The sequence below is a fragment of the Labrenzia sp. THAF187b genome (assembly GCF_009363375.1).
Lineage (GTDB): Bacteria > Pseudomonadota > Alphaproteobacteria > Rhizobiales > Stappiaceae > Roseibium > Roseibium algicola.
This window is the reverse complement of record NZ_CP045344.1, coordinates 3836227-3859476: the sequence shown is the minus strand read 5'-3', so window position 1 is coordinate 3859476 and position 23250 is coordinate 3836227. Positions and strand designations below refer to the sequence as shown.

General features: G+C 58.2%; 24 protein-coding genes. 8 read left to right on the top strand and 16 right to left on the bottom strand.

Features of this window, described 5'->3' with window-relative positions:
* Window positions 1-30 precede the first annotated feature (30 nt).
* Window positions 31-612 (bottom strand): NAD(P)H-dependent oxidoreductase, encoded by a 582-nt coding sequence (locus FIV03_RS17750; RefSeq protein ID WP_152510483.1) that lies wholly within the window; start codon window positions 610-612, stop codon window positions 31-33.
* Between the two features lie 117 nt (window positions 613-729).
* Between FIV03_RS17750 and FIV03_RS17745 the strand changes: the two genes are divergently transcribed.
* Window positions 730-1353, top strand: coding sequence for a TetR/AcrR family transcriptional regulator (locus FIV03_RS17745; RefSeq protein ID WP_152510482.1), 624 nt, complete (start codon window positions 730-732; stop codon window positions 1351-1353).
* A 49-nt stretch (window positions 1354-1402) separates the two neighbouring features.
* Here the strand turns inward: FIV03_RS17745 and FIV03_RS17740 are convergent, their stop codons facing one another.
* On the bottom strand, window positions 1403-1888 hold the full coding sequence (locus tag FIV03_RS17740) for a YcgN family cysteine cluster protein (protein WP_152510481.1): 486 nt from the start codon (window positions 1886-1888) through the stop codon (window positions 1403-1405).
* A 262-nt stretch (window positions 1889-2150) separates the two neighbouring features.
* On the opposite strand from FIV03_RS17740, the gene FIV03_RS17735 reads away from it, so the two are divergent.
* From FIV03_RS17735 to FIV03_RS17725, 3 genes are read left to right on the top strand one after another with little or no spacing between them, the layout of a single operon-like run.
* Window positions 2151-4322, top strand: coding sequence for a PBP1A family penicillin-binding protein (locus FIV03_RS17735; RefSeq protein WP_209010076.1), 2172 nt, complete (start codon window positions 2151-2153; stop codon window positions 4320-4322).
* Window positions 4319-4999, top strand: a complete 681-nt coding sequence (locus FIV03_RS17730) for a DUF1214 domain-containing protein (RefSeq protein ID WP_152510479.1) — start codon at window positions 4319-4321, stop codon at window positions 4997-4999. Before FIV03_RS17735 ends, FIV03_RS17730 begins: the two co-directional genes overlap by 4 nt.
* Entirely contained in the window at window positions 4996-5559 is a 564-nt protein-coding gene (locus FIV03_RS17725) for an N- anchored protein (RefSeq protein ID WP_023001021.1), read from the top strand. The genes FIV03_RS17730 and FIV03_RS17725 overlap by 4 nt, the downstream gene beginning before the upstream one ends.
* A gap of 64 nt (window positions 5560-5623) precedes the next feature.
* On the opposite strand, the gene FIV03_RS17720 is transcribed toward FIV03_RS17725, so the two are convergent.
* The 3 genes from FIV03_RS17720 to FIV03_RS17710 form a co-directional block, all read right to left on the bottom strand.
* Window positions 5624-7306 carry a tetratricopeptide repeat-containing sulfotransferase family protein gene (locus tag FIV03_RS17720; protein ID WP_173013878.1) on the bottom strand — a complete coding sequence of 561 codons (1683 nt, stop codon included), beginning with the start codon at window positions 7304-7306 and terminating at the stop codon, window positions 5624-5626.
* A 549-nt stretch (window positions 7307-7855) separates the two neighbouring features.
* Window positions 7856-8719: a hypothetical protein gene (locus tag FIV03_RS17715; protein ID WP_152510477.1), complete on the bottom strand. Its 864-nt coding sequence runs from the start codon at window positions 8717-8719 to the stop codon at window positions 7856-7858.
* Between the two features lie 62 nt (window positions 8720-8781).
* Window positions 8782-8991: a hypothetical protein gene (locus tag FIV03_RS17710; RefSeq protein ID WP_031269292.1), complete on the bottom strand. Its 210-nt coding sequence runs from the start codon at window positions 8989-8991 to the stop codon at window positions 8782-8784.
* 192 nt (window positions 8992-9183) lie between these two features.
* On the opposite strand from FIV03_RS17710, the gene FIV03_RS17705 reads away from it, so the two are divergent.
* Window positions 9184-10341 carry a DUF2336 domain-containing protein gene (locus FIV03_RS17705; RefSeq protein WP_152510476.1) on the top strand — a complete coding sequence of 386 codons (1158 nt, stop codon included), beginning with the start codon at window positions 9184-9186 and terminating at the stop codon, window positions 10339-10341.
* Between the two features lie 67 nt (window positions 10342-10408).
* On the opposite strand, the gene FIV03_RS17700 is transcribed toward FIV03_RS17705, so the two are convergent.
* The 3 genes from FIV03_RS17700 to FIV03_RS17690 all read right to left on the bottom strand — a co-directional run bounded on the left by FIV03_RS17700 (window position 10409) and on the right by FIV03_RS17690 (window position 13379).
* Window positions 10409-10780, bottom strand: a complete 372-nt coding sequence (locus FIV03_RS17700; RefSeq protein ID WP_152510475.1) for a DUF1491 family protein — start codon at window positions 10778-10780, stop codon at window positions 10409-10411.
* Window positions 10781-10881: 101 nt separating this feature from the next.
* On the bottom strand, window positions 10882-11607 hold the full coding sequence (locus FIV03_RS17695; protein WP_209009694.1) for a peptidoglycan-binding domain-containing protein: 726 nt from the start codon (window positions 11605-11607) through the stop codon (window positions 10882-10884).
* Window positions 11608-11678: 71 nt separating this feature from the next.
* Window positions 11679-13379 (bottom strand): HAMP domain-containing histidine kinase, encoded by a 1701-nt coding sequence (locus FIV03_RS17690; protein WP_152510473.1) that lies wholly within the window; start codon window positions 13377-13379, stop codon window positions 11679-11681.
* Window positions 13380-13676: 297 nt separating this feature from the next.
* Here FIV03_RS17690 and FIV03_RS17685 point away from each other — a divergent pair, with 297 nt between their 5' ends.
* Window positions 13677-14228, top strand: coding sequence for a DUF5330 domain-containing protein (locus tag FIV03_RS17685; RefSeq protein WP_152510472.1), 552 nt, complete (start codon window positions 13677-13679; stop codon window positions 14226-14228).
* A gap of 255 nt (window positions 14229-14483) precedes the next feature.
* A complete protein-coding gene (locus FIV03_RS17680) occupies window positions 14484-14915 on the top strand; it encodes a SufE family protein (protein WP_023001012.1) in 432 nt (143 codons plus the stop codon).
* 153 nt (window positions 14916-15068) lie between these two features.
* Here FIV03_RS17680 and FIV03_RS17675 read toward each other — a convergent pair whose 3' ends face one another.
* The 8 genes from FIV03_RS17675 to FIV03_RS17640 all read right to left on the bottom strand — a co-directional run bounded on the left by FIV03_RS17675 (window position 15069) and on the right by FIV03_RS17640 (window position 21750).
* A complete protein-coding gene (locus tag FIV03_RS17675; RefSeq protein WP_006939826.1) occupies window positions 15069-15485 on the bottom strand; it encodes a MucR family transcriptional regulator in 417 nt (138 codons plus the stop codon).
* Window positions 15486-15801: 316 nt separating this feature from the next.
* Window positions 15802-16146: a monovalent cation/H(+) antiporter subunit G gene (gene mnhG, locus FIV03_RS17670; RefSeq protein WP_152510471.1), complete on the bottom strand. Its 345-nt coding sequence runs from the start codon at window positions 16144-16146 to the stop codon at window positions 15802-15804.
* Window positions 16143-16499, bottom strand: a complete 357-nt coding sequence (locus FIV03_RS17665) for a cation:proton antiporter (protein ID WP_152510470.1) — start codon at window positions 16497-16499, stop codon at window positions 16143-16145. Before FIV03_RS17665 ends, mnhG begins: the two co-directional genes overlap by 4 nt.
* Complete coding sequence (locus FIV03_RS17660; protein WP_152510469.1) at window positions 16496-16972, bottom strand: Na+/H+ antiporter subunit E; 477 nt, start codon at window positions 16970-16972, stop codon at window positions 16496-16498. Before FIV03_RS17660 ends, FIV03_RS17665 begins: the two co-directional genes overlap by 4 nt.
* Complete coding sequence (locus FIV03_RS17655) at window positions 16969-18558, bottom strand: Na+/H+ antiporter subunit D (RefSeq protein ID WP_152510468.1); 1590 nt, start codon at window positions 18556-18558, stop codon at window positions 16969-16971. Before FIV03_RS17655 ends, FIV03_RS17660 begins: the two co-directional genes overlap by 4 nt.
* Before the next feature lie 5 nt (window positions 18559-18563).
* Window positions 18564-18941: a Na+/H+ antiporter subunit C gene (locus tag FIV03_RS17650; protein WP_023001007.1), complete on the bottom strand. Its 378-nt coding sequence runs from the start codon at window positions 18939-18941 to the stop codon at window positions 18564-18566.
* Window positions 18941-19360 (bottom strand): Na(+)/H(+) antiporter subunit B, encoded by a 420-nt coding sequence (locus FIV03_RS17645; RefSeq protein WP_152510467.1) that lies wholly within the window; start codon window positions 19358-19360, stop codon window positions 18941-18943. The genes FIV03_RS17650 and FIV03_RS17645 overlap by 1 nt, the downstream gene beginning before the upstream one ends.
* The gene (locus FIV03_RS17640) at window positions 19360-21750 is read right to left on the bottom strand and encodes a putative monovalent cation/H+ antiporter subunit A (protein WP_152510466.1); all 2391 of its coding nucleotides are present in this window, start codon (window positions 21748-21750) and stop codon (window positions 19360-19362) included. Before FIV03_RS17640 ends, FIV03_RS17645 begins: the two co-directional genes overlap by 1 nt.
* A gap of 417 nt (window positions 21751-22167) precedes the next feature.
* Here FIV03_RS17640 and FIV03_RS17635 point away from each other — a divergent pair, with 417 nt between their 5' ends.
* A complete protein-coding gene (locus FIV03_RS17635; protein WP_152510465.1) occupies window positions 22168-23145 on the top strand; it encodes a diguanylate cyclase in 978 nt (325 codons plus the stop codon).
* Window positions 23146-23250 lie beyond the last annotated feature (105 nt).

The following is a 23250-nucleotide window of genomic DNA, read 5'->3' as shown; positions in this document are numbered from 1 at the left end:
TGAACGTCCACCATGACTGATGCAAACGCTTCAGGCAGCCTTGCGACCAAGGGCAGCGGCCCGCGCCAGCATCTTCCGCTTTGCCTCGTCGCTCGATCCGCGGATCGGCGAGAACATATGGTAGCCCTTTGGCTTCAGGCCGCAGAAATCAAGGATCTGCTTCTCGGTCTGCTTTTTGGCACCGGCACCATAAATCCAGGTAAAGTACCATCCCGGCGTGTCGGAAGTCACCAGAACCTGCGCGGTGCGGCCCTTGAGCAGTTTCTCAGGCAGAGGTTTGCCTTTCACGTATTGAAAGGACATGCCCGGCAGCAGGATCCGGTCGAACAACCCCTTCAACCTGCCCGGCAGACCGCCCCACCACAAAGGGTGTGTCAGCACGAAATGTTCACACCACAGGATATCCTGCCACAGTGCTTCGAGGTCAGGCTCCAGAGGCTTCGCATCCTTGAAGGATGACACTCCGAAATCCGCATCGAAGTTCAGGTCGGCCAGATGCCTGACCCGCACTTCGTTTCCACCCTTTTGTGCATGATTTGCATATTCCGCCGCGAGGGCGCCGCAAAACGTGTCCTTGGCCGGGTGTCCTTCCAATACCAGTATTCTTGTCATGTCCAACCTTGTGAGCTTGCAGGCGTCGAACGCCAAAATTGACCGTGGTCATTTTTTGACATTCCGCATCACATCCGTCAAGATATTTTTTGACCACGGTCACTTTAACGGAAAATCATGACACGCAAACCACAACAGCGGAGCATTGCCACAAGGGCACGGGTACTGGCTGCCGCACGCGATCTCAGTCAAAAACACGGATTGGACCTGGTCACCGCGGAAGCGGTTGCGCAGGAGGCAGGTGTCGCAAAGGGGACCGTGTTCTCGCATTTCGGCGATATGGACGGCCTTTTGTCCTACGTGCTGCTGGACCGGCTGAATGCCCTGCGTGCAGCAACGTCCGACGAAGCAGCAGAACCCGACCAATTGTCCGACCCTGTCGGACTGCTGACCCGGCGCATGATGGCGCTGATCGACGTCATCACCGACAGCCCGACAATCCTGCGGCTGTTCCTGGACAATATCGGCGTGACCAAACCCAATTGCGCTGCTGAATTTGTCGAAACACTGGACGCCCTCGATGCGGAACTGGAGAAGTTCCTGACGTTCTGGCAACAGGAGGCCAGCCTGAAGCCGGACCTGAGACAGGATCGGTCACCCAAGGAAATGGTCGATGGCCTGATTGCCTTCATGATCCATGGAGCCATCCTGGTCAAAAGCCATCAACTGACTGACAGGGCGGAACTGGAACATCGGCTCCGCCGCCATGTCGAGGCTTTCCTGATCAGACAAAGAGAGTGATCAAAGCCGGCTCGAAGTGTGTGACCGCATCCTGCTTGGCAGGGTGAGCTCAACCCTGCTGATCTTCCGGCATTTCCCCTGGCCAGAACACGACGTGGTTCTCGTAATCTTCCAGAGCCATGCCGTCTTCGGGGATCGTCCGTCCGCGAACGGAAATGCCCGCCAGATGAACCGTTTCGGGATCTCCCGACACCAAAGGATGCCACCAGTAGAGGTCCTTGCCTTCCCGCACCAGCCGATAGGCACAGGTTGGCGGCAGCCAGGTCAGTGTCCTCACTTCACCCGGTGTGAGCTGAATGCAGTCCGGCACGATGGTTGCCCTGCTGTGGTAATCCTTGCAGCGGCAGCTGGTGCCATCAAGCAGCGTGCAGGCAACATCCGTCCAGACGATTTCGCCGGTGTCCCAGTCCTCGAGCTTGTTGAGACAGCAGCGTGCGCAGCCGTCGCAAAGCGATTCCCACTGGGCCTGCGTCATGTCTTCCAGTGTGCGGGTTTTCCAGAACGGAAGCTCGCGTGAGGTATCGTCCACAATCATGAAGTCTTGTGTGCCTTTCTTGGGCCGGAACAATCGGCGCCTATCATGCTACAGGCTGCCGGGCAACCCGGGCGAAAAAACGGGCCGTTTTTCCTCAATGAAATTGCAAGAAACTTAGGTAAACTGTTCCAATGAAAGGGGCACGCTGGCAACCAGTTTGCACGACCCCGAAAAACGGCTAGCTTGGGCCGGTCCTTTTTGATCCGGAGACCTTGTTCGCGTGACGGACAAACCGCAATCAGATGATGTCGAAACCGGCAATATGCCGGAGCAGAAGCCGCCGAAAAAGCGCAATCGTATTCGCCGCTTTTTCCTGGCGATCGATGCCCTTATCGACACGGCCCTGTGGAAGAGCGGAACAGCTATCCGCCGGATATTCGAAGGCTATGACGCCTTCTTGCGGCGGTTCCGGGCCAAGGGAATCTGGCGCGTTCTTGCCGAGCTTTCGTCCGACGGTCTGACTTACGGTCTTGCCGGTTTCATCGTGGTGCTGGCCTTCGCCCAGCCTGCCTTCGAGGCAACGCGCTATGCCGACTGGAAGACCACGGACGATTTCGCGGTGACCTTCCTGGATCGCTTCGGCAAGGAAATCGGCCGGCGCGGTATCGTTCTCAACGACAGCGTACCGCTTGAGGAAATTCCCGACTCCCTGATAAAGGCGACGCTCGCGACTGAAGATCGCCGTTTCTTCAGCCACTTCGGAATTGATTTTGTCGGCACCTTCCGTGCCATGGTCGAGAACGCACGCGCAGGCGGTGTTGTCCAGGGCGGTTCGACGCTCACCCAGCAGCTGGCCAAAAACCTCTTCCTGACCAACGAGCGCAGCCTCAGCCGCAAGATCAAGGAAGCCTATCTGGCGCTGTGGCTGGAAGCGAACCTTTCCAAGCAGGAAATCCTGAAGCTCTATCTCGACCGCGCCTACATGGGCGGCGGCGTCTTCGGGGTAACGGCAGCTTCCGAATTCTATTTCAACAAGAATGTGCGTGAGCTGACACTTGCCGAAAGTGCTATGCTGGCGGGTCTCTACAAGGCACCGACCAAATACGCCCCGCACATCAACCTGCCTGCAGCCCGTGCGCGTGCCAACGAAGTCCTGTCCAACATGGTACAGGCCAGTTTCCTGACCGAAGGCCAGGTGATCGGTGCACGCCGTAACCCGGCACTGGCTGTCGACAGGTCTCAGGAACAGTTGCCGGAATACTTCCTCGACTGGGCACTTGAAGAGGTCAAGAAACTTGCACGCCGGTATCCTGCACTCGCCCGCGACCGCATCGTGACCGTACGCACCACACTGGACCCGGCGCTGCAGCGCCAGGCGGATCTGGCAGTGGAAACCGTGCTTCGGGAAAACGGAAATTTGCGTGACGCTCGTGAAGCGGCGATGGTTTCGATGATCCCGGACGGGGCCGTCGTTGCCATGGTCGGCGGCAGTTCCTATGGCGAAAGCCAGTTCAATCGCGCCGTCAACGCGCTGCGCCAGCCGGGGTCCTCGTTCAAGCCATTCGTCTACATGACGGCTTTCATGAACGGCTATACCTCGGACAGCGTGGTCTCCGACCGTCCGGTCTGGATCGGTAACTGGTCGCCCAAGAACTATTCCAGAAGCTACCGGGGCGCTGTCACGCTGAAAACCGCGCTCACCAAATCCATCAACACCATACCGGTGATCCTGTCCCTGGATTTCGGCCGGCAAAAAATTATCGATACGGCGTATCGCATGGGCCTGACCCACGAACTGGAAAACTCCGTATCGCTGCCTATCGGCTCATCCGAAGTCTCCGTCATCGACATGGCTTCGGCCTATTCCGTTTTCGCCAATGGCGGAACCAAGGCAGCGGCCTATGCGGTTCTGGAGATCAAGAACAGCGCCGGCAAGGTTCTCTACCGGCGTGAACGCGATGACCCGCCTGCAGTTCGCGTCCTGCCGGAGGAGAAAGTTCAGGAAATGAACGAGATCCTGGTCAATGTGGTTGAGGCTGGCACGGCCCGCCGGGCGCAGATCGACGGCGTCGTCGCTGCCGGAAAGACCGGAACCACCAACGCCTACCGCGACGCGTGGTTTGTCGGCTACACCGGCAACTTTGCCACGGCCGTCTGGTTCGGCAACGACGATTTTACCTCCACGCGGCGTGTCACCGGCGGCAGCCTTCCCGCCATGGCCTGGCAGAAATACAACGCCTTTGCCCACAATGGTATCGAGCTTGCCCGGATGCCCGGTGTCGATCCGGAAAGCTTGCCGCGTTTGGCCCGAACCGCACCGGCAAGGCTGGCTACTGACACCAGCGACACTGCGCAGCCACGGGTCCTGAAACGGCGCACCCAGGATCTTCTCCTGCAGATCGGCCAGGACCTGCGCCTGCTGCTTGAACAAAAGAGCGCCGATGCCGCCCCCGCTCAAGGGGCTGCCAACACCGATGTCGCGGCGGTGCAATGAGCGATACAGGATTCCGGCCCGCACATGGCGAGGCAGACTGGTATGACGAAAGGCTTCCCCGTGCCATCCGCTCGCATCGGGGAAATCCTTTTCGCACGCTCGCCACGGTGACGCTTGTCGTCGTTCTGGCCTCCTTGCTCGGCATAAGCTCCGCCTATCTGATCATCGAGAGGGAACAGCCGCTCAATGCGGTCACCATCGGTCCGTGGCACGCCTATCCGAAAGCCGGCACCTCCGAAGCCGATCCCTATTCCGTGGCGATCTACACAAGAGGCGCCGTCATTCCCCTGGCATCGGGCGAAGGGCTTGCTCTGGTCGCGCGCGAAGACAGCAACGGCCACCAGCTTGATCCGACATGTGAATACCGTATCGCAGGCCAGACCCCGTCTGCACGGCTCTGGACCATGACCGCGGTCGATGGCCACGGCCGCCTGGTCAAGACGATGTCTGGCCGGGTGAACCTTGCAAGTGACGCCTTGCTGCGAAACGCGGACGGCACATTCGAGATCGTCGCCGCCACCCGCCCCCACTCCGGCAACTGGTTGCCCCTGGCGAGCGATGCAAGGGCCGCCGACGGTCTGCGCTTCGTGCTCAGGGTCTATGACGCTCCGGTCACCACCGGTGCAGCCCTTGATGGCGTCAGCATGCCCACCATCGACAGGTTGGGCTGCCCATGACCCTTTCTTCACGTTTTTCCCTGTCGGTTGGCCTGCTGGCCACGCTGTGTCTTGCTGCCATCATCCACATCCTGGTGGTGCTGAGCATCCCCCAGAACGTTCTGCACAGTGCCTATGACAACATCGGTAACCACGGACCGGACCGGCAGTTCAATCTGCTGCCGGATGTCCACCCCGGAGAAGAAGCCCTGCCCGATCTCGATCCGGCCATGAAGCACGCTGCCTGCCGGTTTCAGCTCGCTGACGGGCCGGTTCTCTTCGACGCCAGCATTCCGGTGCCCTTCTGGTCCATAGGACTGTTCAACGCGGCTGGAGAGGCCGTCTACAGTCTCAACAACCGCACCGCGGGTGCCGAGCGCCTCTCAATGCTGGTGCTGACCACGGAACAGCTGTCGATCCTGCGGGAGAACCCACCGGAAAACCTGGAAGATCTCATCGTCATCGAAACGGAAGAACCACTAAGCGGTTTTGCGTTGTTGCGGGCCTATGTGCCCCACCCGACCCGGGCGGACAGCATCGACCGAGCTCTCAGGGCCGCAAGCTGCGGTTCCATTCGCTAAGATACCCTGCAATCGTGAAAAACGGTCAGGCCGGGACGCTGTCACGCCCCGACGCCGCAACTGGTCACGATATCGGAGAAACCGCGTTCCGCAGGTGAGAAATGTCGTTGTCAGGCATACCGGTTGCAAGCGTTTGTTGCTGACCGTAGTTGGAACTATTGCCGACCGGTGCTGCCTCATTGAGCGGTGACAACGGACCGAGCGCCTCGAACAGGTCTCCCAGAAGGTCCTTGTGACGCTTCCAGCGGCCGATCGATGATCTGAACATCGGCTTCCGCACCTGGAGATTGGAGAACGTCGTCACGGGACTGTCGCCGTTATAGAACTCCAGGCATTGTTCTTCCCAGTCCATGCCTGTGCACGCCAGCAGCGCCTTGCTTTCCTTTTCCTGGTTATGAACCAGGTCTTCGTAGGAAAGCGTGTGGATGCGAACCGGCAGAACCTTTTCCCAATGTTTCATCAGACCGTCGTAGGCAACGAAATAACTGCCCAGTGACTTCTGTGTCATGGCGTAGTTATGCGCGGGCGAAAGCGAATGCGACAGGAGCGAAACGCATGTGTCCGCAGGACAGCGAACGCAATGGATGAAAGCCGCTTTCGGAAACAGAAGGCTCATAAGCCAGAGCACTTCGAAATTGTGCGGCATCTTGTCGGTGACACGATCTGCCCGCCGGTCGATTGCACTCAGTTCTGCAAGGTACTGCCGTGCAAACTGCTTGAACTCACGCGGCCCAAGGCTCTTCAGCCGGTTTTCAAGGGCAGCACTTGGCGCCCCCCGCAATCCCAGGTCCTGCTGCAGCAGGCGGAAATACGGAATTTCCGCACCGCTGGCGATGCGCGAGTGCCGGCTCACGATCTGCTCGGCCAGGGTCGTGCCTGATCGCGGCATGCCGAAAATGAACACCGGCCGCTCCGAGGGATCCTCAAATTCCGTCCGTTCGGCGAAAAATGTCTCGTTGAATACTTCCTTCATGAACGCGATGCGCTCTTCATGGGCTTGCTGATCGAACGACTGGTAACGCAACCGGCGGGCGGAGCGGTAATGCTGCGCAGCACGCGCAGTGTCTCCCAGGTCGTAGTGGATCTTGCCGGCCGCCCAATGCAGGTGAGCGTGCTCCGGAGCAGGCAATGCGCTTGCCTGTTTCAACAGGTCATCGATCTTGGCAAGTTCAGCCGGTTCTTCCCTGTAGGTGCGTGCCATCGTCAGGCAGTGAAGGGCCGAGGGCAGTTCCTTGCCCAATGCGATGGCTTTTTCGAACCAGGCGACAGCCTCGTCGATCTGGCCGACAGTGATATCGAGCTGGCCCATGCCGACAAGGGCATAACCATTTTCCGGATCGATCGCCAATGCACGCTGAAAGCTCTGTCGCGCCAGCACCGGCTGACGCTTGAGCGTGTAGAGGTCACCGAGATGGGCATGGAAATCAGCGGCTTTGGGCGCAAGGGCCACGGCTTTCTTCAGCGACTTCAGCGCGCCGGCCAGATCGCCAGCGTTCATGAGGGCCAGACCGAGCAACTGATGCACCTGCGGGTGCTTGCCGGCCTTGCGCTCAGCCTTCCGCAGCATCTCGATAGCAAGCCCAACGTCACCGTTCTGGTAAGCAGCAATGCCCAGCGAAAAATTTGCCTGCGGATTCTTGGGGTCGAGCTTCAGTATCTCCTCAAACATGCTGAGCGCGAATCCAATGCGTCCGGCATGTTGATGGGAGAGCGCTTCTTTGACGAGAAGCGTGATGTTCGGACTCATTCGACCACCTTCAGGTTCCCGGGAGTGACTACTCTGTAAACTAAACGGTTTAGTTCGACGCCTGAAGAACGGCAAGCCACAAAACCCCTTCAAAGACATCCTTTTGCCGGAAAAACGACCAAAATTAGGCTAAGAGCTTGCGATCACGTCTCTTTTTTCAGTGTTCACATTTTTTTGCATTGCAATAAACAAAACTTATGCGCGCATGCCCTTAAGGCAAGTCAATTTGACAAAAAGTGAAGCAGAACAAGTAAAACGAGATTTTGACTGTCGTGGTTTGGTAAAAAAATAATACCGAGCGGTATCGTTTAAAAATTTTGAATACGCTTAGCTTACGAAATATATTCTCGTTGGTTTCTTGCAAAAGAACCCGTGCAGAAGTCTTCTCAAAGATGTTTTGTCAGACCTTGAACGACCGTGCCTCCAGCCTGTGGAAAAGCAGTACCGCCTTTACAGCCGAAAATGTATCCGCGCATCAGTAGATCTGACGTGGGCAGAATATAGCACTCAATAAAATGTCAGAATTCGGGCCTGAAAATCGGAAGCGTGCTATTTCACGACCGGAGCGCGTTCAGTTCCCCACCCGGTATAGATCCGGGACCTGCGAACAGGCTTGTCGTCCCCATAACGCTTGTCCGGATCGCAACCGGCTTCGGCAATGCGAACCTGACCTTCCAGTTCCCGAATGGCGTTATTGACCTTCCAGACGCGATCGCGGGTCGGCGTTTCGATCTCCAGTCCGTCGAGCGCCTTCTTGTAGGCGATGATCCGATACCGCAGCGCCTGACCGACCCATTTGATCATCACCCGGTTTTCCCAGACGCGTGCCTTCGCCCCTTCATAGGTTTCTTCGGACTTCACCGGCTTGTTCTGCAGAACTCGCAGCCGCTCGTCATCCGCGGCCTTCACACGCAAGGCCACTTCGCAAAAAGGCATGACAAGCTCCGCATCGCCGGATGCGTCAGCGGCAATCTTGTCGTAGCGGGCATCGGAAGACTGGAATTTGTCCGAGCGCAGATAGATCAGATAGAGATCGGGCGGTACACGCCCCTCAACTTCCGGAAGAACGCGTGTGCGCGACAGCTCAACCATGGTCCCGCCGATCCAGTCCTTGGTCCATGGCGGACGGATCAGCGTCCAGCCGCGGTTGCGCATCAGCTTTTCGTCGTTCGTGTAGTTGAACTTGGAAACCGGATCACCGCGCAGGCGTGCTGCTTCGTCGCCCGCGGCCGGCATCACCCTGTCATGAATGACGGATGGCCTGGCACGATCAAAATCCCCTGTCGGGCGCGTACAGGCAGTGAGGCTGACGGCAATCAGCACGGCAGCCACGGCAATGCCGCCCTGCCCTGATCTGCGACCGCTCTCCGCGAGGGATGCGGTGGCGGATTGTTCCGCTTTGCCTTTGCCCATCGGGCGCTTCTCCAGGCCGCTAAAAAGAAACTTCTCCTGCGCGGCTGGAGAGGCTTGGACCGTCAGTCCTTGTCGGAGCCAGCAGGTCCGGCCGCTTTTCCGATGGTCGCGATTCGTGCGGCAAGATCAAGGTCATGGCGCTCGTACCGGACACCTGGGAAGAGGATAACTTCTCCAAAGGTCTCTCGGCTTGCCATACGGCGCTGATTGGAACGATAGCCCACACGTGCTGCGGGGCGTTGAGCTGATGTAAAGTCCAACAAGGTGCCCATCGTCTCCTCCTTCGGTTCCGATCTCCCCTGACGGCGTATTACCGGCGGGGAACGGTCAAACGGGCGACGCATTACTTCCTGCTCTTCATTAAGAAGCTGTCAGGGTTAACAGCATGCTAACGCTTTTCCTGCAATTTGAACGAAGCAAGTTCCTCCGGTGGTCCGGTCTTTCGTATTTTGTAGACGGGTGTCATGCGCCAAACCCAACATTTCAGTCAGCCTTTGCCGAATTCCGCTTCTCCGGACAAATCCGCGTCCACAAAGGGCGATGATCGTGGTGTGCTTCTGGCCGCAAGTGAGCTGTTTGCCGGACGCACTCGGCATGATGTTGAAGAAAAACGCATTTTTCTGGAGTTGGCGTCAAACTTCCTGCCTAAAACCTCACTGCCGGACAGACGCCGGATCTCAAATCTGCTGGCCGCGCATCCGGAAATTCCCGACGACCTCCTGACGCAGCTCGCATCCGACCAAGACGAACTGACGGCCTATCCGGCCCTTCGTTACAGTCCTAGGCTTTCTGTGGATCTCCTATTGAAGGTTGCGGAGGCCGGCCCGGATTCCCTTCGAAAAGCGGTCGCCAACCGGCCATCCTTGCGCGAATCGGTGATCACGACATTGTGCGAACATGCCGGAGCCCCTGTAATCCGTATCCTTCTCGACCGGGAAGACGTCACCCTGACACAAGCTCACCAGGCAAAACTCAGTTGTCGTAGTGACATCGTTGCCACTCTTGGTTTAGAATTGGCAGGTCAGGACGCATTAAACCCGGATGGACTTATGGGACAATTCCTGCATTTACCAGCTCCGCTCAAATCGAAAGCTATCGCCGCGGCGGAGATGACCAGCCTGGTCAAACAGGCACAAACCCCAGGTTCCGCAACCGACAGACGCACGGACACCGCGCGCCTGAAATTGCGGGACGCACTGGTGAGCGAAGCCCTTTTCCAGCATCGGTCCCGCTTTGCGGATCTGCTGGGCCAGGGGCTCGGACTGCCACAGACCACTTGCGATCTGCTGATGCATGACGATCAGGCCGAAGGTCTGACCGTTGCGTTGAAAGCGCTTGGTATGTCGGCATCCGAAGTCACGACCGTGATGATCCGCATGCTGGGTGAAAACCTGTCACTGGAAAGACTGCGCGGCCTGCTGCGCCTCCATCGCACGCTCAGCCAGGGCGCTGCCGAGGTACTGGTCGGACAGTGGATCCTGCATGACCAGGTCACTCAGCCCGTATCTGCACAGCTTGGCTCGCAATATCAGGATGGTTCGCGCCGCGATGCGGCGACAACGGACGGACAGAAGTTTGGTTTCGCTCAAGCCGAAACCACTCGCAAGTCGAACCGTTCCTGAGAACACCCGCTCAAGCACTGTGTTGCGGGTGTTGCGGGAGGGCTGAACGCCCATATTTAAATCTGCACTAAAAGCGGAAGAGGTTTGTGTCGGGCTTCGGCTCATCCTGCACCAAGGGCAGGTCAATCCTGCCGTCGCGTGCTTCGATGTCCACCAGCCAATAGTCCGGATCCATTCGCGCTTCGCTTGCCAGCCGCGCGTCTATCGTTTCCCTGTCCGCCCGTTCGAAGACACTTTCGAACAAGCGCCCCTGTGGCAGACTGCTGAACATGGCTTGCGGCGCCGGGCCATAGAAGTCGAAGCTACCGTCAAGGCGGTCCACACAGATAAAGACCGCACCGGCTTCGGGAGCCCCTTTCCTGGAAACAGCAGCAAAGCCGCCATCGCCGAAGACGCGCCGGACTAATGCACTGACAAAAAACTCAGATGTAACCCGCATGCTGACCGCCTCTGCCGACCCCGCCGGCACTCCCGAAGGTGGAGAAGGAAGGCCCAGCTCTACGACAGTTGCGCTCACGCGGCAACTCGCCGTCCGGTACTCTAGCCGGACAGCGACCGGCCACTGACCATTTCCAGGCGCTCGATGACCTTGGTGCCGGGTTCACCCGTCAATGGCAGACCCCTGTCAAATTCAAACCGCCTGATGGCAGCGGTGGTGTTGGCTCCCATCACGCCGTCCGCCTTCAGTGGACCGTAGCCGAGTTCGGACAATGCCTGTTGGATCTTCATCAACTTCGGGTCGGAATCTACACCGGCATCGGCACTGTCGTCTGTACCGGCATCAAGAACTTCAGCGCTGTCTTGTCTTGTCGTGCCCGAGAACCCGGGCTTCGGACGCGGCACGGGACCATTCACGGAGGTTACGGGGCTTTCTCCCTGCATCAGCACAAGAGCAAGCAGGGCTTCCGTTGCCTCTCCGGTCTCGATCTGTCCGGCGTGACGTTCAAAACCACGGATGGCACGTTCGGTCGCCGGGCCGTTCAGTCCGTCCAGAGGGCCTTCGTACAGGCCGATCTTGCGCAGGGAAATCTGCAGATCGAGCACCAGGGTGGAAATCTCCTGCACCTGAAGCCCGGGACTTCTGCCATCCGGTTCCGGCAGCTGCATGGCGTCCGGTCGATCTCGTGTCGTGAACAGGGGCGCCGGATGCCGGCCAGGCTGCAGGCCGATCGCATTGGCCACGATCAGGCATGCCGTCAGCCCCATCACCACGGTACCACCCGCTGCGACAGGATTGTCGAGCGCCATATGACCGGCCTTCGCCATCAGGGATTCCGACGACTTTGCTTGCTGCGCCTTGGTCTGCTTTGTCGTTTTCTTTGCTCTTGCCATTGCGCCTATGCCGATCTTGCCAATTGCTCGACACGGAGTACCTCGCCGGTCCGACCGGCGCTCTGCTGCGCTTGCGTCCGAAGCGGCAGGGTCACAGTCACGCTTTCCCCCTGCCCCAGAATGGTCTGAACAGTGAGGCTGCCGCCCATGCGCTCCAGAAGGGCCCTTGAAACGCCCAGCACGGTTGCCGCGGCCTCGGCGCTCCAGCAAAGGCTGGACTGACGGTTCTTCACCGAAAACACATAGTCGGCGTTGCCTGCACCGAGATTGACACCCATGCTCAACACGGCGCCAGGCTCGGAAGTTTCCACCATATCCACCAACAGGAAACACAGCGCCTGCCGCAGCAATTTTCTGTCGGCAGCAACCAGCGGACTGTCCTGGCCGGTTTCCATTTCCAGAGCAACACCGCGACGCTCGGCCACCCTTGCGACCATGTCCACGCATTGAACGAGACAGGTTTCCACATCAACGCCGGTAATTTCCGGTTCGCCGGGAGAGCTGTCAGTCGGAACCAGTTCCAAAGCCGCTGTGAGCGAGGCCAGGCCCCGTTCGCCGTTTTGGCGCAGGGACTGCACCGCCAACTTAAGCACAGGATCGGAGGAATCACGCCCAAGGCGCTCAAGCCGTTCGGATTGCGCCAGAATGTCCGACAGCGCCTGCGAAGCTTCAACACCCGCCGTTTCAAGCATGTCCCGCGAAATTCGGTCCGCGCGTGCGCTTCCGTCTGTAGCGGATCCCGCGGTCTTGCCTGCCGACGGCTCGATGGGTTCAAGAGGACGAAGCGTCAGCAGAAGTGCCGCACCGTTTGCAGAAGCCAGACTGTTCTGCCGGCCGGCACGCAGCTGCACTTCCAGACGCCGGTAGTCGGCCTGCCCTGCTTCACCCGGACGATTTGCGCCAACCCTCAAACGTGCCTCGAAGGTTCTTGTGGCGCCACTCAAACGGGCTTCGGAAAGACAGGTCAGATAAAGCGGCCGGTCTGCAACGTGAAGGCGCGGAAACAGCCAGTCCTCCCCGCTTTCCACCGGCAGGTGCCCCAGCACATCCTTCACCGGGCCGCCAATGACCTTGAGGCCACCGTCAGGCCCGAGTTCACAATAGATGTCGGAGACACTCTGACTGATCTGGAGGCGTCTTTCCTCCGTTGCCCTCACAACTTTTTGCGCAAGAGACCGGTCAAGCGCGATGCGGAGCGACAGCAAACCGACATAAAGCAGAGCCGCCAGGGTCGCAAACGGCGTCGCCAGCCCTGGAAATCCGGAAGCCGGAAGGACGGGCAGCGGAAGAAACATCAGGGCAAGGACCAGGGCGCCGCAAAGCCCCGTCACTGCGAGTGCCGTCCGCCGGCTTGCTGCGAGCGCTGCCTCCATCGGCGGCACAAGCAGCCAAGCCAACGCAAAGGACAGCGCGCCGCCTGTAACCGCGCAGACGCCGGCAACAAACACCGCGAACATGGAAGCAGAAAGACCGGCAGCCTTGGACAGCGCCCCCGACTGGGACAGATAAAGCGCCAGAGGCCATTGGCTCAGCATCCAGGCGAGCGCGAGAAGAGTGGCTGCCTGAGGCGGTCCGGCCAGCGCCAGATGCAGTGGCAGTACCACCAGAGCCGCAGCGCCGCTGACGAAACAGCTGAGCAGAAACGAACGATGCAACGGTGCAAGAAAAGGATCGGAAGCAGCTTCGGGATGAATCATTCCATCCACGCGAGCCACCCAAAGCCCCCAGATATTTTGCATGTTTTTCAGAAGGTTACGCAATCTACTCTACCACACAACAATCGCGGAAACATCCGCTCGCACCTTTTGTACGGCCATTGTCGGTTGCAGCACTTAAGGAACGATAAAGGATGAATCCAAATTGCGTTTTTTTCCGAAAAACCCATTGGCCTCAATATCTTGACCGGAATTAGCTAAAATTTGAATCAATATTTCAGAAAATACGATTTAAATACCTGATTTATTTTATGAAAATTGGCTTTTCCCGCTCAACCGGGGATTCTCATGTCGCTGGTAATGTGCCTTCATAACAAGCGTGCCAACGGCACAAAGGCACGCAAGACAGAACAGACTATGGGTAGCGACATGTTCTTTCTCTTGAGGACGGCCTTTTGGCTCACCTTGGTGCTCGTCCTGATTCCCCTCGGGTCAGATCAGGAAGACACTTCGACGGAAAACATCGATCCGGTGTCGGCCTTCCTGGCGGCACAGGCAACGATGTCGGACATCGGCGGCTTTTGCGGACGCAATCCGCAGGCCTGCGAAACGGGAGGCGATGCACTGACGGCAATCGGCAGCCGCGCACGCGACGGCGCCCGGATTGTCTATGAGTTTCTCGACACCCAGATTGCCGAGAAATCGGGAAGCGAACAGCTGGTGACCGGCTCAACGCCCGTACAGAGTGCTGGCACGACATCCGGCCAGCCTTCAGGCCAGGAACCTCAGGTTTTCGCCGGCACACCATCTTGGCAGCCGGTCTTTGATAACGTCTCTTCCAAAGAGGCAGTGCTTGGGCCGGTGCCACGGCCCAAACCACGCTCAGGCCAAAAGACCTGAGCACACTGGTCGTTCAAGATCCTACGACCTCCTGGATCTGAAAACGGCCGATTGCGCCCCCGCTGGAGCGCTGCTGCACGGCAGCAACGCAAAGACGGCTTCACTTCAGCGGATTGTTCCGCTGCGCCGCAGATGGAAAGCTGCCCATTTCATCTGCGGCGTATCTTTATTCCCCCTCTCTCGCACCTGCCGGCATTTGCACTTTGCCGCTCACGAGTTATATGAAGGCGGACAAGACCTTCAAAGACCGGTGCCATGACCACAACCTTGAGCGAAATCCTTGAGACGTTTGATTTTCTCGACGACTGGGAAGACCGCTACAAATACCTCATCGACCTTGGCAAGGAGATGCCTGATCTCGCCGACGCCGAAAAGACCGATGCCAACAAGGTGCGCGGTTGTGTGTCGCAGGTCTGGCTGATCACCTCCATAGACAAGACAGGCGACGGCACACCTGTGCTCAGCTTCCGGGGCGACAGCGATGCGCTTATCGTGCAAGGGCTCGTGGCAATCGTCACCTCTTTGTTCAGCGGCAAGACCGCGCAGGACATTCTTGACACCGACGTCGAAGGTATTTTTGCCAAACTGGGCCTGCAGGAGCACCTGACGCCGCAGCGCTCCAACGGTCTCAAATCGATGGTCGGGCGCATCCGCAGCGACGCGCAAGGAGCTCTGGCAGCAGCCTGAGAACCCTCCACTTTGCTCACTCTGCTCTTTCGGCAAGTGCTTCAGTTGCGCTCACACCGAGCGCCCTCCGCAATCAACTGAAGATCTCCATCACAAAACAAAAAAAGAGCTGCCCATGGGCAGCTCTTTTGTTCTCGGCCAAGGCCGTGAGATTTACTTGGAGCGCTTGCGCTGCTGGCCGAGGCCCATCTTCTTGGCCAGTTCCGAACGGGCAGCCGCATAATTCGGTGCAACCATCGGGTAATCGGCACCCAGGTCCCACTTCTCGCGGTACTCTTCCGGGGTCATGTTGTAGTGCGTGCGCAGGTGGCGCTTCAGCGACTTGAACTTCTTGCCGTCTTCCAGGCAGATGATGTAGTCCGGCATGACCGACTTCTTCACCGGCACGGCGGGCTTCAGCGGCTCCGGCTCCGGCTCGGTGGAAGTGCTGGCAGTTCTCTGCAGCGCACCGTAAACTTCGTTGATCAGGCCTGGCAGATCTGTTGACGCAACGGTGTTGTTGCTCACATAGGCTGAGACGATGTCTGCCGTAAGATCAATCAGATTCGCATCCACCGGACTGTCAGTCATATTTCACCCGTTCTCTACTGATTTCAAAATTAGCTTTGTGGTTTACCTGCAAAAAATGTCTGCCGAAAGCGGAACTAGAAATTCAGTTACTTGCGGGCTCAGAAATCAAAAACGATTCTACTTTGCAGGCAATCGTCACAGCCTTATATCGCCGCTTTCGTTGAACGACAACCCCGTAATTCAAATAAAAATCGATCAGAAGCAATAAAAATCAAATTGTACAAATATTGGCTATACCTAACGCACCTAATTCGACAATGAACCGATAGTATTGTCAGGAAATCTGTCTTTCAGGACCATTGCCGCACACCATGCCTCAGCTTTTCGGCCGGACAGTTTTTGCAAGGGCATCTTCCTTGGTATCGGCACAGGGACGGTAGCCGGCTGCGTATGCAGCTTTTGCCAACAAATGAGCCGAAATTGGGGCGGTGAGCAGGAAGAATACGACTCCGGCGATTGCCCGTGTGACAACGGCCAGATCACCAGCATGAACTGCCAGCGCAAGCAGCATCAAGCCCGAGCCCAGAGTACCCGCCTTGGAGGCCGCATGCATTCGCATGTAAACATCTTTCAGACGGATGATACCGATCGATGCGACCAGTGCGAAGGAAGCTCCGACGACCAGCATGATACCGGTGATGATTTCAACGGCAGCATTCATTGTTCCGCCTCCCTGCGCTCGATGCTCTCTTCGACTTCGTCCATGATCGTCTTGTCGCCGGCAACGCCGCGGTTCAGGACGAAGCGGGCCAAAGCGACGGTTGCCAGGAAACCGACGAGGCCGAGCGTAATCGCAATGTCGATATAAAGATAAAAGCCGGTGGAAACGCCGATGGCCGCGATAAAGCCGATCCCCACCGCAACCAGCATGTCCAGGGCGACAACACGGTCCGGAAGGCTCGGTCCCTTGACCGTCCGTACGACGATGATGATGAAGGAAATCGTCAGCAGAGCCAGTGCGATCTTGACGCTGATTTCCAGGAAACCGGAAGAAAAGGTCTCAAGCGGTGTCATCTGAACACCTCCAGGATCTTGCGTTCAAAACCGTTCTTGATGTCGTCGATCGTGGCTTGCGGGTCGGGCACGTCGATACAGTGCACATAAAGCGTCTTTCGGTCGTCGGAGACATCAACGGACAATGTGCCCGGCGTCAGGGTGATCAGGTTGGCCAGCATCGTGATTTCAAAATCCCTGTCCACTGTCAGAGGAAACGCGATGATGCCCGGCTGCAACTTGATCTTCGGCTTGAGCACGATGATCGCAACCCGCCAGGCCGACAGCACCAGCTCATAGACGAAGAGCACAGCCAGACCGAAGCCCTTGGAGACCCGCTGGAAATAGGCGGCAGTACCGACCTGTTCCCGGATCAGGTAAAGCGCGCCGAAACTGAGCACGAAGCCGAAGGCCAGATTGGCTTCGGAGAAGCTGCCTGTGACAGCTCCCCAAGCCAGCATCAGAAGAATATTGATGAGAAAGAGACTGGTCATCCCTGGCCTCCAAAGACTGAACGCAGGTAACCGAGCGGTTCAACAATGCCGCTTGCCCCTCGCGTTGAAAGCTCCAGCATCCATTCCGGCTGCAGACCGAAATAGACAACAAGCGCAGTCAGAATGCCGAGTGGCAACCAGACTGCGGCTCCAGAAAGTTGCGCCCCGCCCTCGCCCGTTACGGCAACGGCCTGCCCGTCTGTAGTGCCTTCAGGTCCACCGCGCCAGAAGGCGAAGATCCAGACCCGACCCATCGCCATGGTTGTCAGGAACCCGCTGACAAGAATGGCAGCCCCCAGCCAGGACCGGCCGTCTGCGAAGGCCGCATCCACAAGAATGACCTTGGGCCAGAAACCGGAGAATGGTGGCAGACCCGAAACAGCAAAACCAAGTACCAGGAACACGGCTGCGAACGCCGCACTCTTTTGATAGAGCCCGCCCAGCTGCCTCAGGTCGTAGGAACCGCCCATCATGTTCATGATGCCAGCTGCCATATAAAGCGCCGTCATGACAATGATCGAATGGACCGCGTAGAAAATGGCACCCGAGACTGCCAGTGTCGAACCAACGGCAACACCGGCGAGCATCGCCCCGATACCGGCAATGACCACATAGCCGAGCAGCCGCCGCACTTCACTCTGCGCCAGAGCTCCGATCGCCCCTGTCATCAGGGTGGCGATGGCAACCAGCGCGATCAAATCGGCCATATAGCCGCGAGAGGCCGGCAGGATCAGGACAAAGATGCGGATCAGCGCATAAACACCGACCTTGGTCAGAAGGCCCGCAAATACCGCCGACACCACCACATTGGGCGTATGGTAGGACGCAGGCAGCCAGAAATTGACGGGGAACGCGGCCGCTTTCATGGCAAAGGCAAGGAAATAGAGCGCGGCAACCGTTGCCAGTGTGCCGGAAGCCGGATTTTCCAGGGCGGCAACCTTCATGGCGAGGTCCGCCATGTTAAGCGTGCCGAAAATTCCGTAAAGCAGACCTGTCGCGATCAGGAAAAGGTTCGTGCCGATCAGGTTCAGGACACCGTATTTGACCGCGCCGTCAAGCTGGATCCTGTCGTTGCCGAGGACCAGAAGTCCGTAGGACGAAATCAGCAGAACTTCGAACCAGACATAGAGGTTGAACACATCCCCGGTCAGGAACGCGCCGCAAACCCCCGTCATCAGCAGAAGCAGGAATGGATAAAAACCATATCTGCGTCCAGTACTGTCAACGGTGGCAGCGCCGAAAACACCCGCACAGAAGGCTACGATTGAGCCGATCAGTGACAGCGTGACACCAAGCGTATCCACTGTGAAGGCAATGCCGAACGGCGGCAGCCAGTTGCCCATCACCATGGTGATAACACCATGATCGAGCACCCGGATCAGCAGAGCAAGGTTAGCCAGCACCAGCAGCGCCAGAAAACCGATGCCGACTTTCGGCTGCAGATCGGTGTTCTTGCGCAGCATCAGGCACAGCGCACCGCCCAGGATTGTGATCAGCGAAGGTGCGACCACCAGCCAGTCACCTGCCGCAACCGGCGTAGTGACCATGGCCTGGGAAAGATCGACGGAAACGGAAGAACCGGCCATGTAGCTTAGTACCCTTGCGGCGGAGTTTGGTCGTGTTCGGGTTCGGCGATGCGCATTTCGTTGACTTCATCGGTGCCAAGTTCCTGGTAGGCCCGGAAGGCCAGCACCAGCAGGAACGCAAAGAACGAGAAGGAAATGACGATTGCCGTCAGCACCAGCGCCTGCGGCAGCGGATTGGCCGTTGCGGTTTCCGGAGCATAGAGATGTTCCGGAATGAGGGGCGGAACCTCGCGCGTCAGGCGCCCGTTGGTGAAGATGAGCATGTTCACGGCATTGCCCAGAATGGCGATACCCAGAAGAATGCGTACAAGCTGCTTGGACAGCATCAGGTAGACGGCCACGGTGAAGAACAGGCCAATCAGGATGACAACGCCGGTTTCCATCAGTCGGCCTCCCTTTCTTCAAGCGCCAGTGCGATGGAGCCGATGGCACCCACCACCACCAGGTAAACGCCAATGTCGAAGAACAACGGCGTCGACAATACGATCTCCACGCCGAAAACATGCACTTCCAGCCACTGGCTGGTCATGAAGGCCTGCGCCTTGAATATCGACGGGATGCCTGCCAGAGCCGCCAGGAACAGTCCGAAACCGGACACCCCCATCGGGTGGAACACGATGGCGCGGCGAACGGAAGCAACTCCGCAGGCGATACCAAAAATCGCCAATGCCGATGCGGCAATCAGTCCGCCGATAAATCCACCACCCGGCTCGTTATGGCCGCGCAGCAGCACGAAGATCGAAAACAGGACCATCAGCGCGGACAGATAGGGCGCAATGGTGCGGAAGATGATCGTACGCATCAGTGAGCCTCCCCTGTCTGGGCCGGTGTGGGCGGTGCGACCGTCTTCGGTTTCTCGATCGGTTTTTCAGGCTTCGTCCGCACCCGGATGAGCGCCAGAACACAAAGCCCGGCCAGAACCACCACGGCGATTTCACCCAGCGTATCAAAGCCGCGGAAGTCGACGATGATCACGTTGACGATATTCCGGCCATGGGCAATGGAGCGGCTGAACTGGGCAAAGAAGTCGGACAAACGGCTGTCGAAGGGCTGCTGCGTGATTGCAAGCAGCGTCAGCGTCAGGCCGAGACCGACACCGATCGCGACGATCCCGGTGACAATCGCGGCAAGACCATGCCGGTGGTCACTGGGCGACAGGTTCAGTCTGGTCATGACCAGAGCAAGGATGACGACCGACAACGTCTCCACCATGAACTGGGTGAAGGACAGATCCGGTGCGCCGAACATCATGAAGATCAGCGCGACCGCAAAGCCCTGGATGCCGAGAGACACGATGGCTGTCAGGCGGGTGTTGGCGACGAGCACTGCAATCAGACCGAAGAAGGCGATCAGCAGGATGCCCCATTCATAGAATCGATAGTCGGGCATCTTCGGCATTGCCGGCAGGCTGTCCGTCAGGAAGCCCGGCAACAACACGGCAGCGCCCGTGAAGATGAAGGTCAGCACCATGTAGGTCTGCATCTTGCCGGACTGCAGCAGGCGGGTGATCCGCCAGGACAATCCGACAATACCGGCCACGAACTGGTCGAACCCCTTGTCCGGTCCCCATCCGATCGTAGTCAGGACGGAACCGATCAGCCCGCGCAGTCGGTCGATCTGGGTAAACAGTGCAATGCCGAGGCCAATGGTGACCAGCGACAGCAGCAGCGGCGCGTTGATCGACGTCGGCAACAGGTGCAGTTCGATTTGCGTCGTCTTGCCGAGAAGCGAAGACAGGGTCGGTCCGACGAACAGTTCTCCAGTGGTATGCGCAATCAGGGCCAGCCCGAGGCCGGTCACAGACAGGAACACCGGACCGGCAAACAGCAGAACCGGTCCCTCGTGCGCATGTTTCAGTTTTTCCACTTTCGGACCGAGGAAGGGCTTGATGGCAACCGCGGCCGCAATCACCAGCATCAAGGCATTGCCGATGACAGCAGTGATGGTGATCGGCAGACCGAGTTCCAGCCAGCCCCAGGTTCCATAGTAGAGCACTTCCTTGGCGATGAAGCCGATGAAAGGCGGCAGGCCGGCCATGGAAAGCGCCGCGAGACAGGCAGCTGCAAACGTGATCGGCATGGCCGAACGCAAGCCGCCCAGCTTCGTGATGTCACGCGTACCGGCTTCGTGATCGATCGTGCCGGCGACCATGAAGAGCGCGCCCTTGAACAGGGAGTGCGCGAGAAGATAAAGGACAGCGCCTTCGAGCGCCTTTTCCTGGCTGGTCCCGGTCAACATGACAAGAAGCCCGAGCGATGCCACGGTGGTGTAGGCAAGCATCAGCTTCAGGTCGGTCTGGCGCACCGCCAGGATCGTGCCCACCAGCAGTGTTATGCCGCCGAAGAGCGGCAGGACCGTTGTCCAGAGTTCTGTTCCACCCAGCAGCGGATGCATGCGCATCAACAGGTAGACACCGGCCTTCACCATGGTTGCCGAATGCAGATAGGCGGAAACAGGTGTCGGCGCTTCCATGGCGTTGGGAAGCCAGAAATGGAACGGAAACTGTGCCGACTTGGTGAAGGCACCGCCCAGAACCAGCAGGAAGATAGGCACGTAGAGCGTGGTATCCTTGATGATGTCCGGCGAGGCCAGCAGCACCGACATCTCGATTTCGCCCGTGGCGGAGATAATCAGGATGAAACCGGCCAGCAGGGCCAGGCCGCCGCCGCCCGTGACCACGAGCGCCTGCAGCGCGGCCCGGCGGGACGCGGCGCGCAGGTGATCGAAGCCGATCAGCAGGAAGGACGTGATCGACGTCAGTTCCCAGAAGATAAACAGGGAAATCAGGTTGTTGCCGAGCACGAGGCCGAGCATCGACCCCATGAACATCAACAGGAACGAGAAGAACCGGCCCTGTTGCGGGTGGCCTTTGAGATAGCCGCCGGCATACAGGATGATGAACGTTCCGATGCCTGATATCAGCAAGGCGAACAACGTCGACAATCCGTCGACATAGACGGAAAAGTTCACACCATAGCTGGGCGCCCAGGCCTTCGCCGCAACGAAGCTTTCCCCTTTTGACACGGGTTCGACGAACCCTGTGAAATGCAGGAAGATCAAGGCCGGCACGATAGCAAGCAGCCAGGCTGCGTTGTGCTTGAACCAGCGGGTCAGAAAAGGCGCAACCACAGCCGCAGCAAAGGGCGCGAGGACGGCATAGAGAGTGGTGTCGTCGATCAAGGCTGGCGTCATGCTGATCTTTCGTCACGGTTTTTAAAGAAACGACGGAAACGGGCCTGCTCGAATCAGCCCCGATCCGCCGGATAATAACGGTCCCGATGGGTTATGACATGTCTTAGGCAGTTGAATTTACGTGTTCAAGCGTATGTCTGTCGATTTTCGGTAAATTCACCCGCGTCACATGAGCGCTTTTGTCAGGGGCAGGACTGACAATTGGGGATCTCACAGATTTATTCTGTGCTGAAAACGTATCACCGCCGAAACTTGAGGTATCCGCGCCCGCAATACACCCGACAACATTCACACTCGGGTCAAACCACCTCCGTCTGCACCCAAGAAAGGCAGCTTGCCACTTGATTTCAAAGCGTGAATACCGTTCAGTTTCAATTCGGGAATGCGTTGCCACGGAATTCGAGCGAGGCACAGACGATGGTGTTGGGTAGCAATAGGGATACGCCTTCGGGAACGGATCTACTCCGCCCGTCCAACATCGACTTTGAAACGCTCGTCAAACTTGGCAATGAAGCCATTGTTCTGATCGGACTGGACGGCACGCCCGCTTTCATCTCTCCGGCAACCGAGCGCATGTTCGGATGGAGTGCTGACAAACTGGTCGATCACCTGAGCGACCTGGTCTATCTGGCCAACCCGAATACCGATGCGGACCTGCTGCACCGGATCCTTTCCGGAAGCGGCGATGCCGACGCCCCCCTTCCCCATGCCGATCTTCAGCTCCGTTCCGCCTTCGGCCCGATGGTCTGGGCGGAGGTGACCACGCATCTTCTGGAAGATGCCGCCGGCAAGCCTTACGCATTTGCGGTCTATTTCCGCAGCATTTCCAAACGCAAGGAGCTGGAAAGCCTGCTGGATGCGGCAACCCAGACGGATCCGCTCACCGGACTTCTCAACCGCCGTGCCTTCGAGGATGGCCTGAAACGGGAATGGGCAATCGCCTTGCGTGAAAAGACCCACACCAGTCTGATCAAGGTGTCTCTCGACCGTTTCGAAGCTCTTGTGGAGAGGTTCGGACCGAGCGCTGCCGAGGATTGCCTGACCAGGGTCGCCGATACCCTGAAGGAGACCGCGCGCCGTCCGGCGGATATCGCCGCACGAACGGCAACGGCGGAATTTTCTCTCCTCCTTCCAAGAACTCATGAAATGGGCGCCGAGACAATCAGCGCATATCTGCACTTGGCCATTCAGGACCTTGGCATTCCCAACCCCGAAAATACTGCCGGCAATGGCATCATGACGGCCTCAGTCGGTGCGGCTTGCGCGGTCGTTGAACAGACGGGCGTCTCGGAAAGCTCGGAATTCCTCCTCGCTGCTGCCGAAAACTGCGTTTTTCAGGCGAGGCAGGAAGGTGGTAACCGGGTGAAGACGTCCTTAAGCCACCTGGCTCGCTAGCCCCGGACCATTCACGGCGACAATCAAGAGCACCTTCCAATCCATGAACGGATAAAACACGGCCTGGCTCCGCAGGTGACGATTGACGAAACCGTTATCTGCTCC

Coding starts and splice junctions, on each gene's coding strand:
- FIV03_RS17645 (WP_152510467.1), bottom strand. CDS start 19,360: ATGCGTACGATCATCTTCCGCACCATTGCGCCCTATCTGTCCGCGCTG.
- FIV03_RS17695 (WP_209009694.1), bottom strand. CDS start 11,607: ATGGCGAAGGCCGGTCATATGGCGCTCGACAATCCTGTCGCAGCGGGT.
- FIV03_RS17680 (WP_023001012.1), top strand. CDS start 14,484: ATGACCACAACCTTGAGCGAAATCCTTGAGACGTTTGATTTTCTCGAC.
- FIV03_RS17740 (WP_152510481.1), bottom strand. CDS start 1,888: ATGATTGTGGACGATACCTCACGCGAGCTTCCGTTCTGGAAAACCCGC.
- FIV03_RS17710 (WP_031269292.1), bottom strand. CDS start 8,991: ATGGGCACCTTGTTGGACTTTACATCAGCTCAACGCCCCGCAGCACGT.
- FIV03_RS17705 (WP_152510476.1), top strand. CDS start 9,184: ATGCGCCAAACCCAACATTTCAGTCAGCCTTTGCCGAATTCCGCTTCT.
- FIV03_RS17715 (WP_152510477.1), bottom strand. CDS start 8,719: ATGGGCAAAGGCAAAGCGGAACAATCCGCCACCGCATCCCTCGCGGAG.
- FIV03_RS17725 (WP_023001021.1), top strand. CDS start 4,996: ATGACCCTTTCTTCACGTTTTTCCCTGTCGGTTGGCCTGCTGGCCACG.
- FIV03_RS17640 (WP_152510466.1), bottom strand. CDS start 21,750: ATGACGCCAGCCTTGATCGACGACACCACTCTCTATGCCGTCCTCGCG.
- FIV03_RS17700 (WP_152510475.1), bottom strand. CDS start 10,780: ATGCGGGTTACATCTGAGTTTTTTGTCAGTGCATTAGTCCGGCGCGTC.
- FIV03_RS17665 (WP_152510470.1), bottom strand. CDS start 16,499: ATGACACCGCTTGAGACCTTTTCTTCCGGTTTCCTGGAAATCAGCGTC.
- FIV03_RS17720 (WP_173013878.1), bottom strand. CDS start 7,306: ATGAGTCCGAACATCACGCTTCTCGTCAAAGAAGCGCTCTCCCATCAA.
- FIV03_RS17650 (WP_023001007.1), bottom strand. CDS start 18,941: ATGGAAACCGGCGTTGTCATCCTGATTGGCCTGTTCTTCACCGTGGCC.
- FIV03_RS17730 (WP_152510479.1), top strand. CDS start 4,319: ATGAGCGATACAGGATTCCGGCCCGCACATGGCGAGGCAGACTGGTAT.
- mnhG (WP_152510471.1), bottom strand. CDS start 16,146: ATGAATGCTGCCGTTGAAATCATCACCGGTATCATGCTGGTCGTCGGA.
- FIV03_RS17635 (WP_152510465.1), top strand. CDS start 22,168: ATGGTGTTGGGTAGCAATAGGGATACGCCTTCGGGAACGGATCTACTC.
- FIV03_RS17675 (WP_006939826.1), bottom strand. CDS start 15,485: ATGACTGACAGTCCGGTGGATGCGAATCTGATTGATCTTACGGCAGAC.
- FIV03_RS17745 (WP_152510482.1), top strand. CDS start 730: ATGACACGCAAACCACAACAGCGGAGCATTGCCACAAGGGCACGGGTA.
- FIV03_RS17660 (WP_152510469.1), bottom strand. CDS start 16,972: ATGACCAGTCTCTTTCTCATCAATATTCTTCTGATGCTGGCTTGGGGA.
- FIV03_RS17735 (WP_209010076.1), top strand. CDS start 2,151: ATGCCGGAGCAGAAGCCGCCGAAAAAGCGCAATCGTATTCGCCGCTTT.
- FIV03_RS17685 (WP_152510472.1), top strand. CDS start 13,677: ATGTCGCTGGTAATGTGCCTTCATAACAAGCGTGCCAACGGCACAAAG.
- FIV03_RS17655 (WP_152510468.1), bottom strand. CDS start 18,558: ATGGCCGGTTCTTCCGTTTCCGTCGATCTTTCCCAGGCCATGGTCACT.
- FIV03_RS17750 (WP_152510483.1), bottom strand. CDS start 612: ATGACAAGAATACTGGTATTGGAAGGACACCCGGCCAAGGACACGTTT.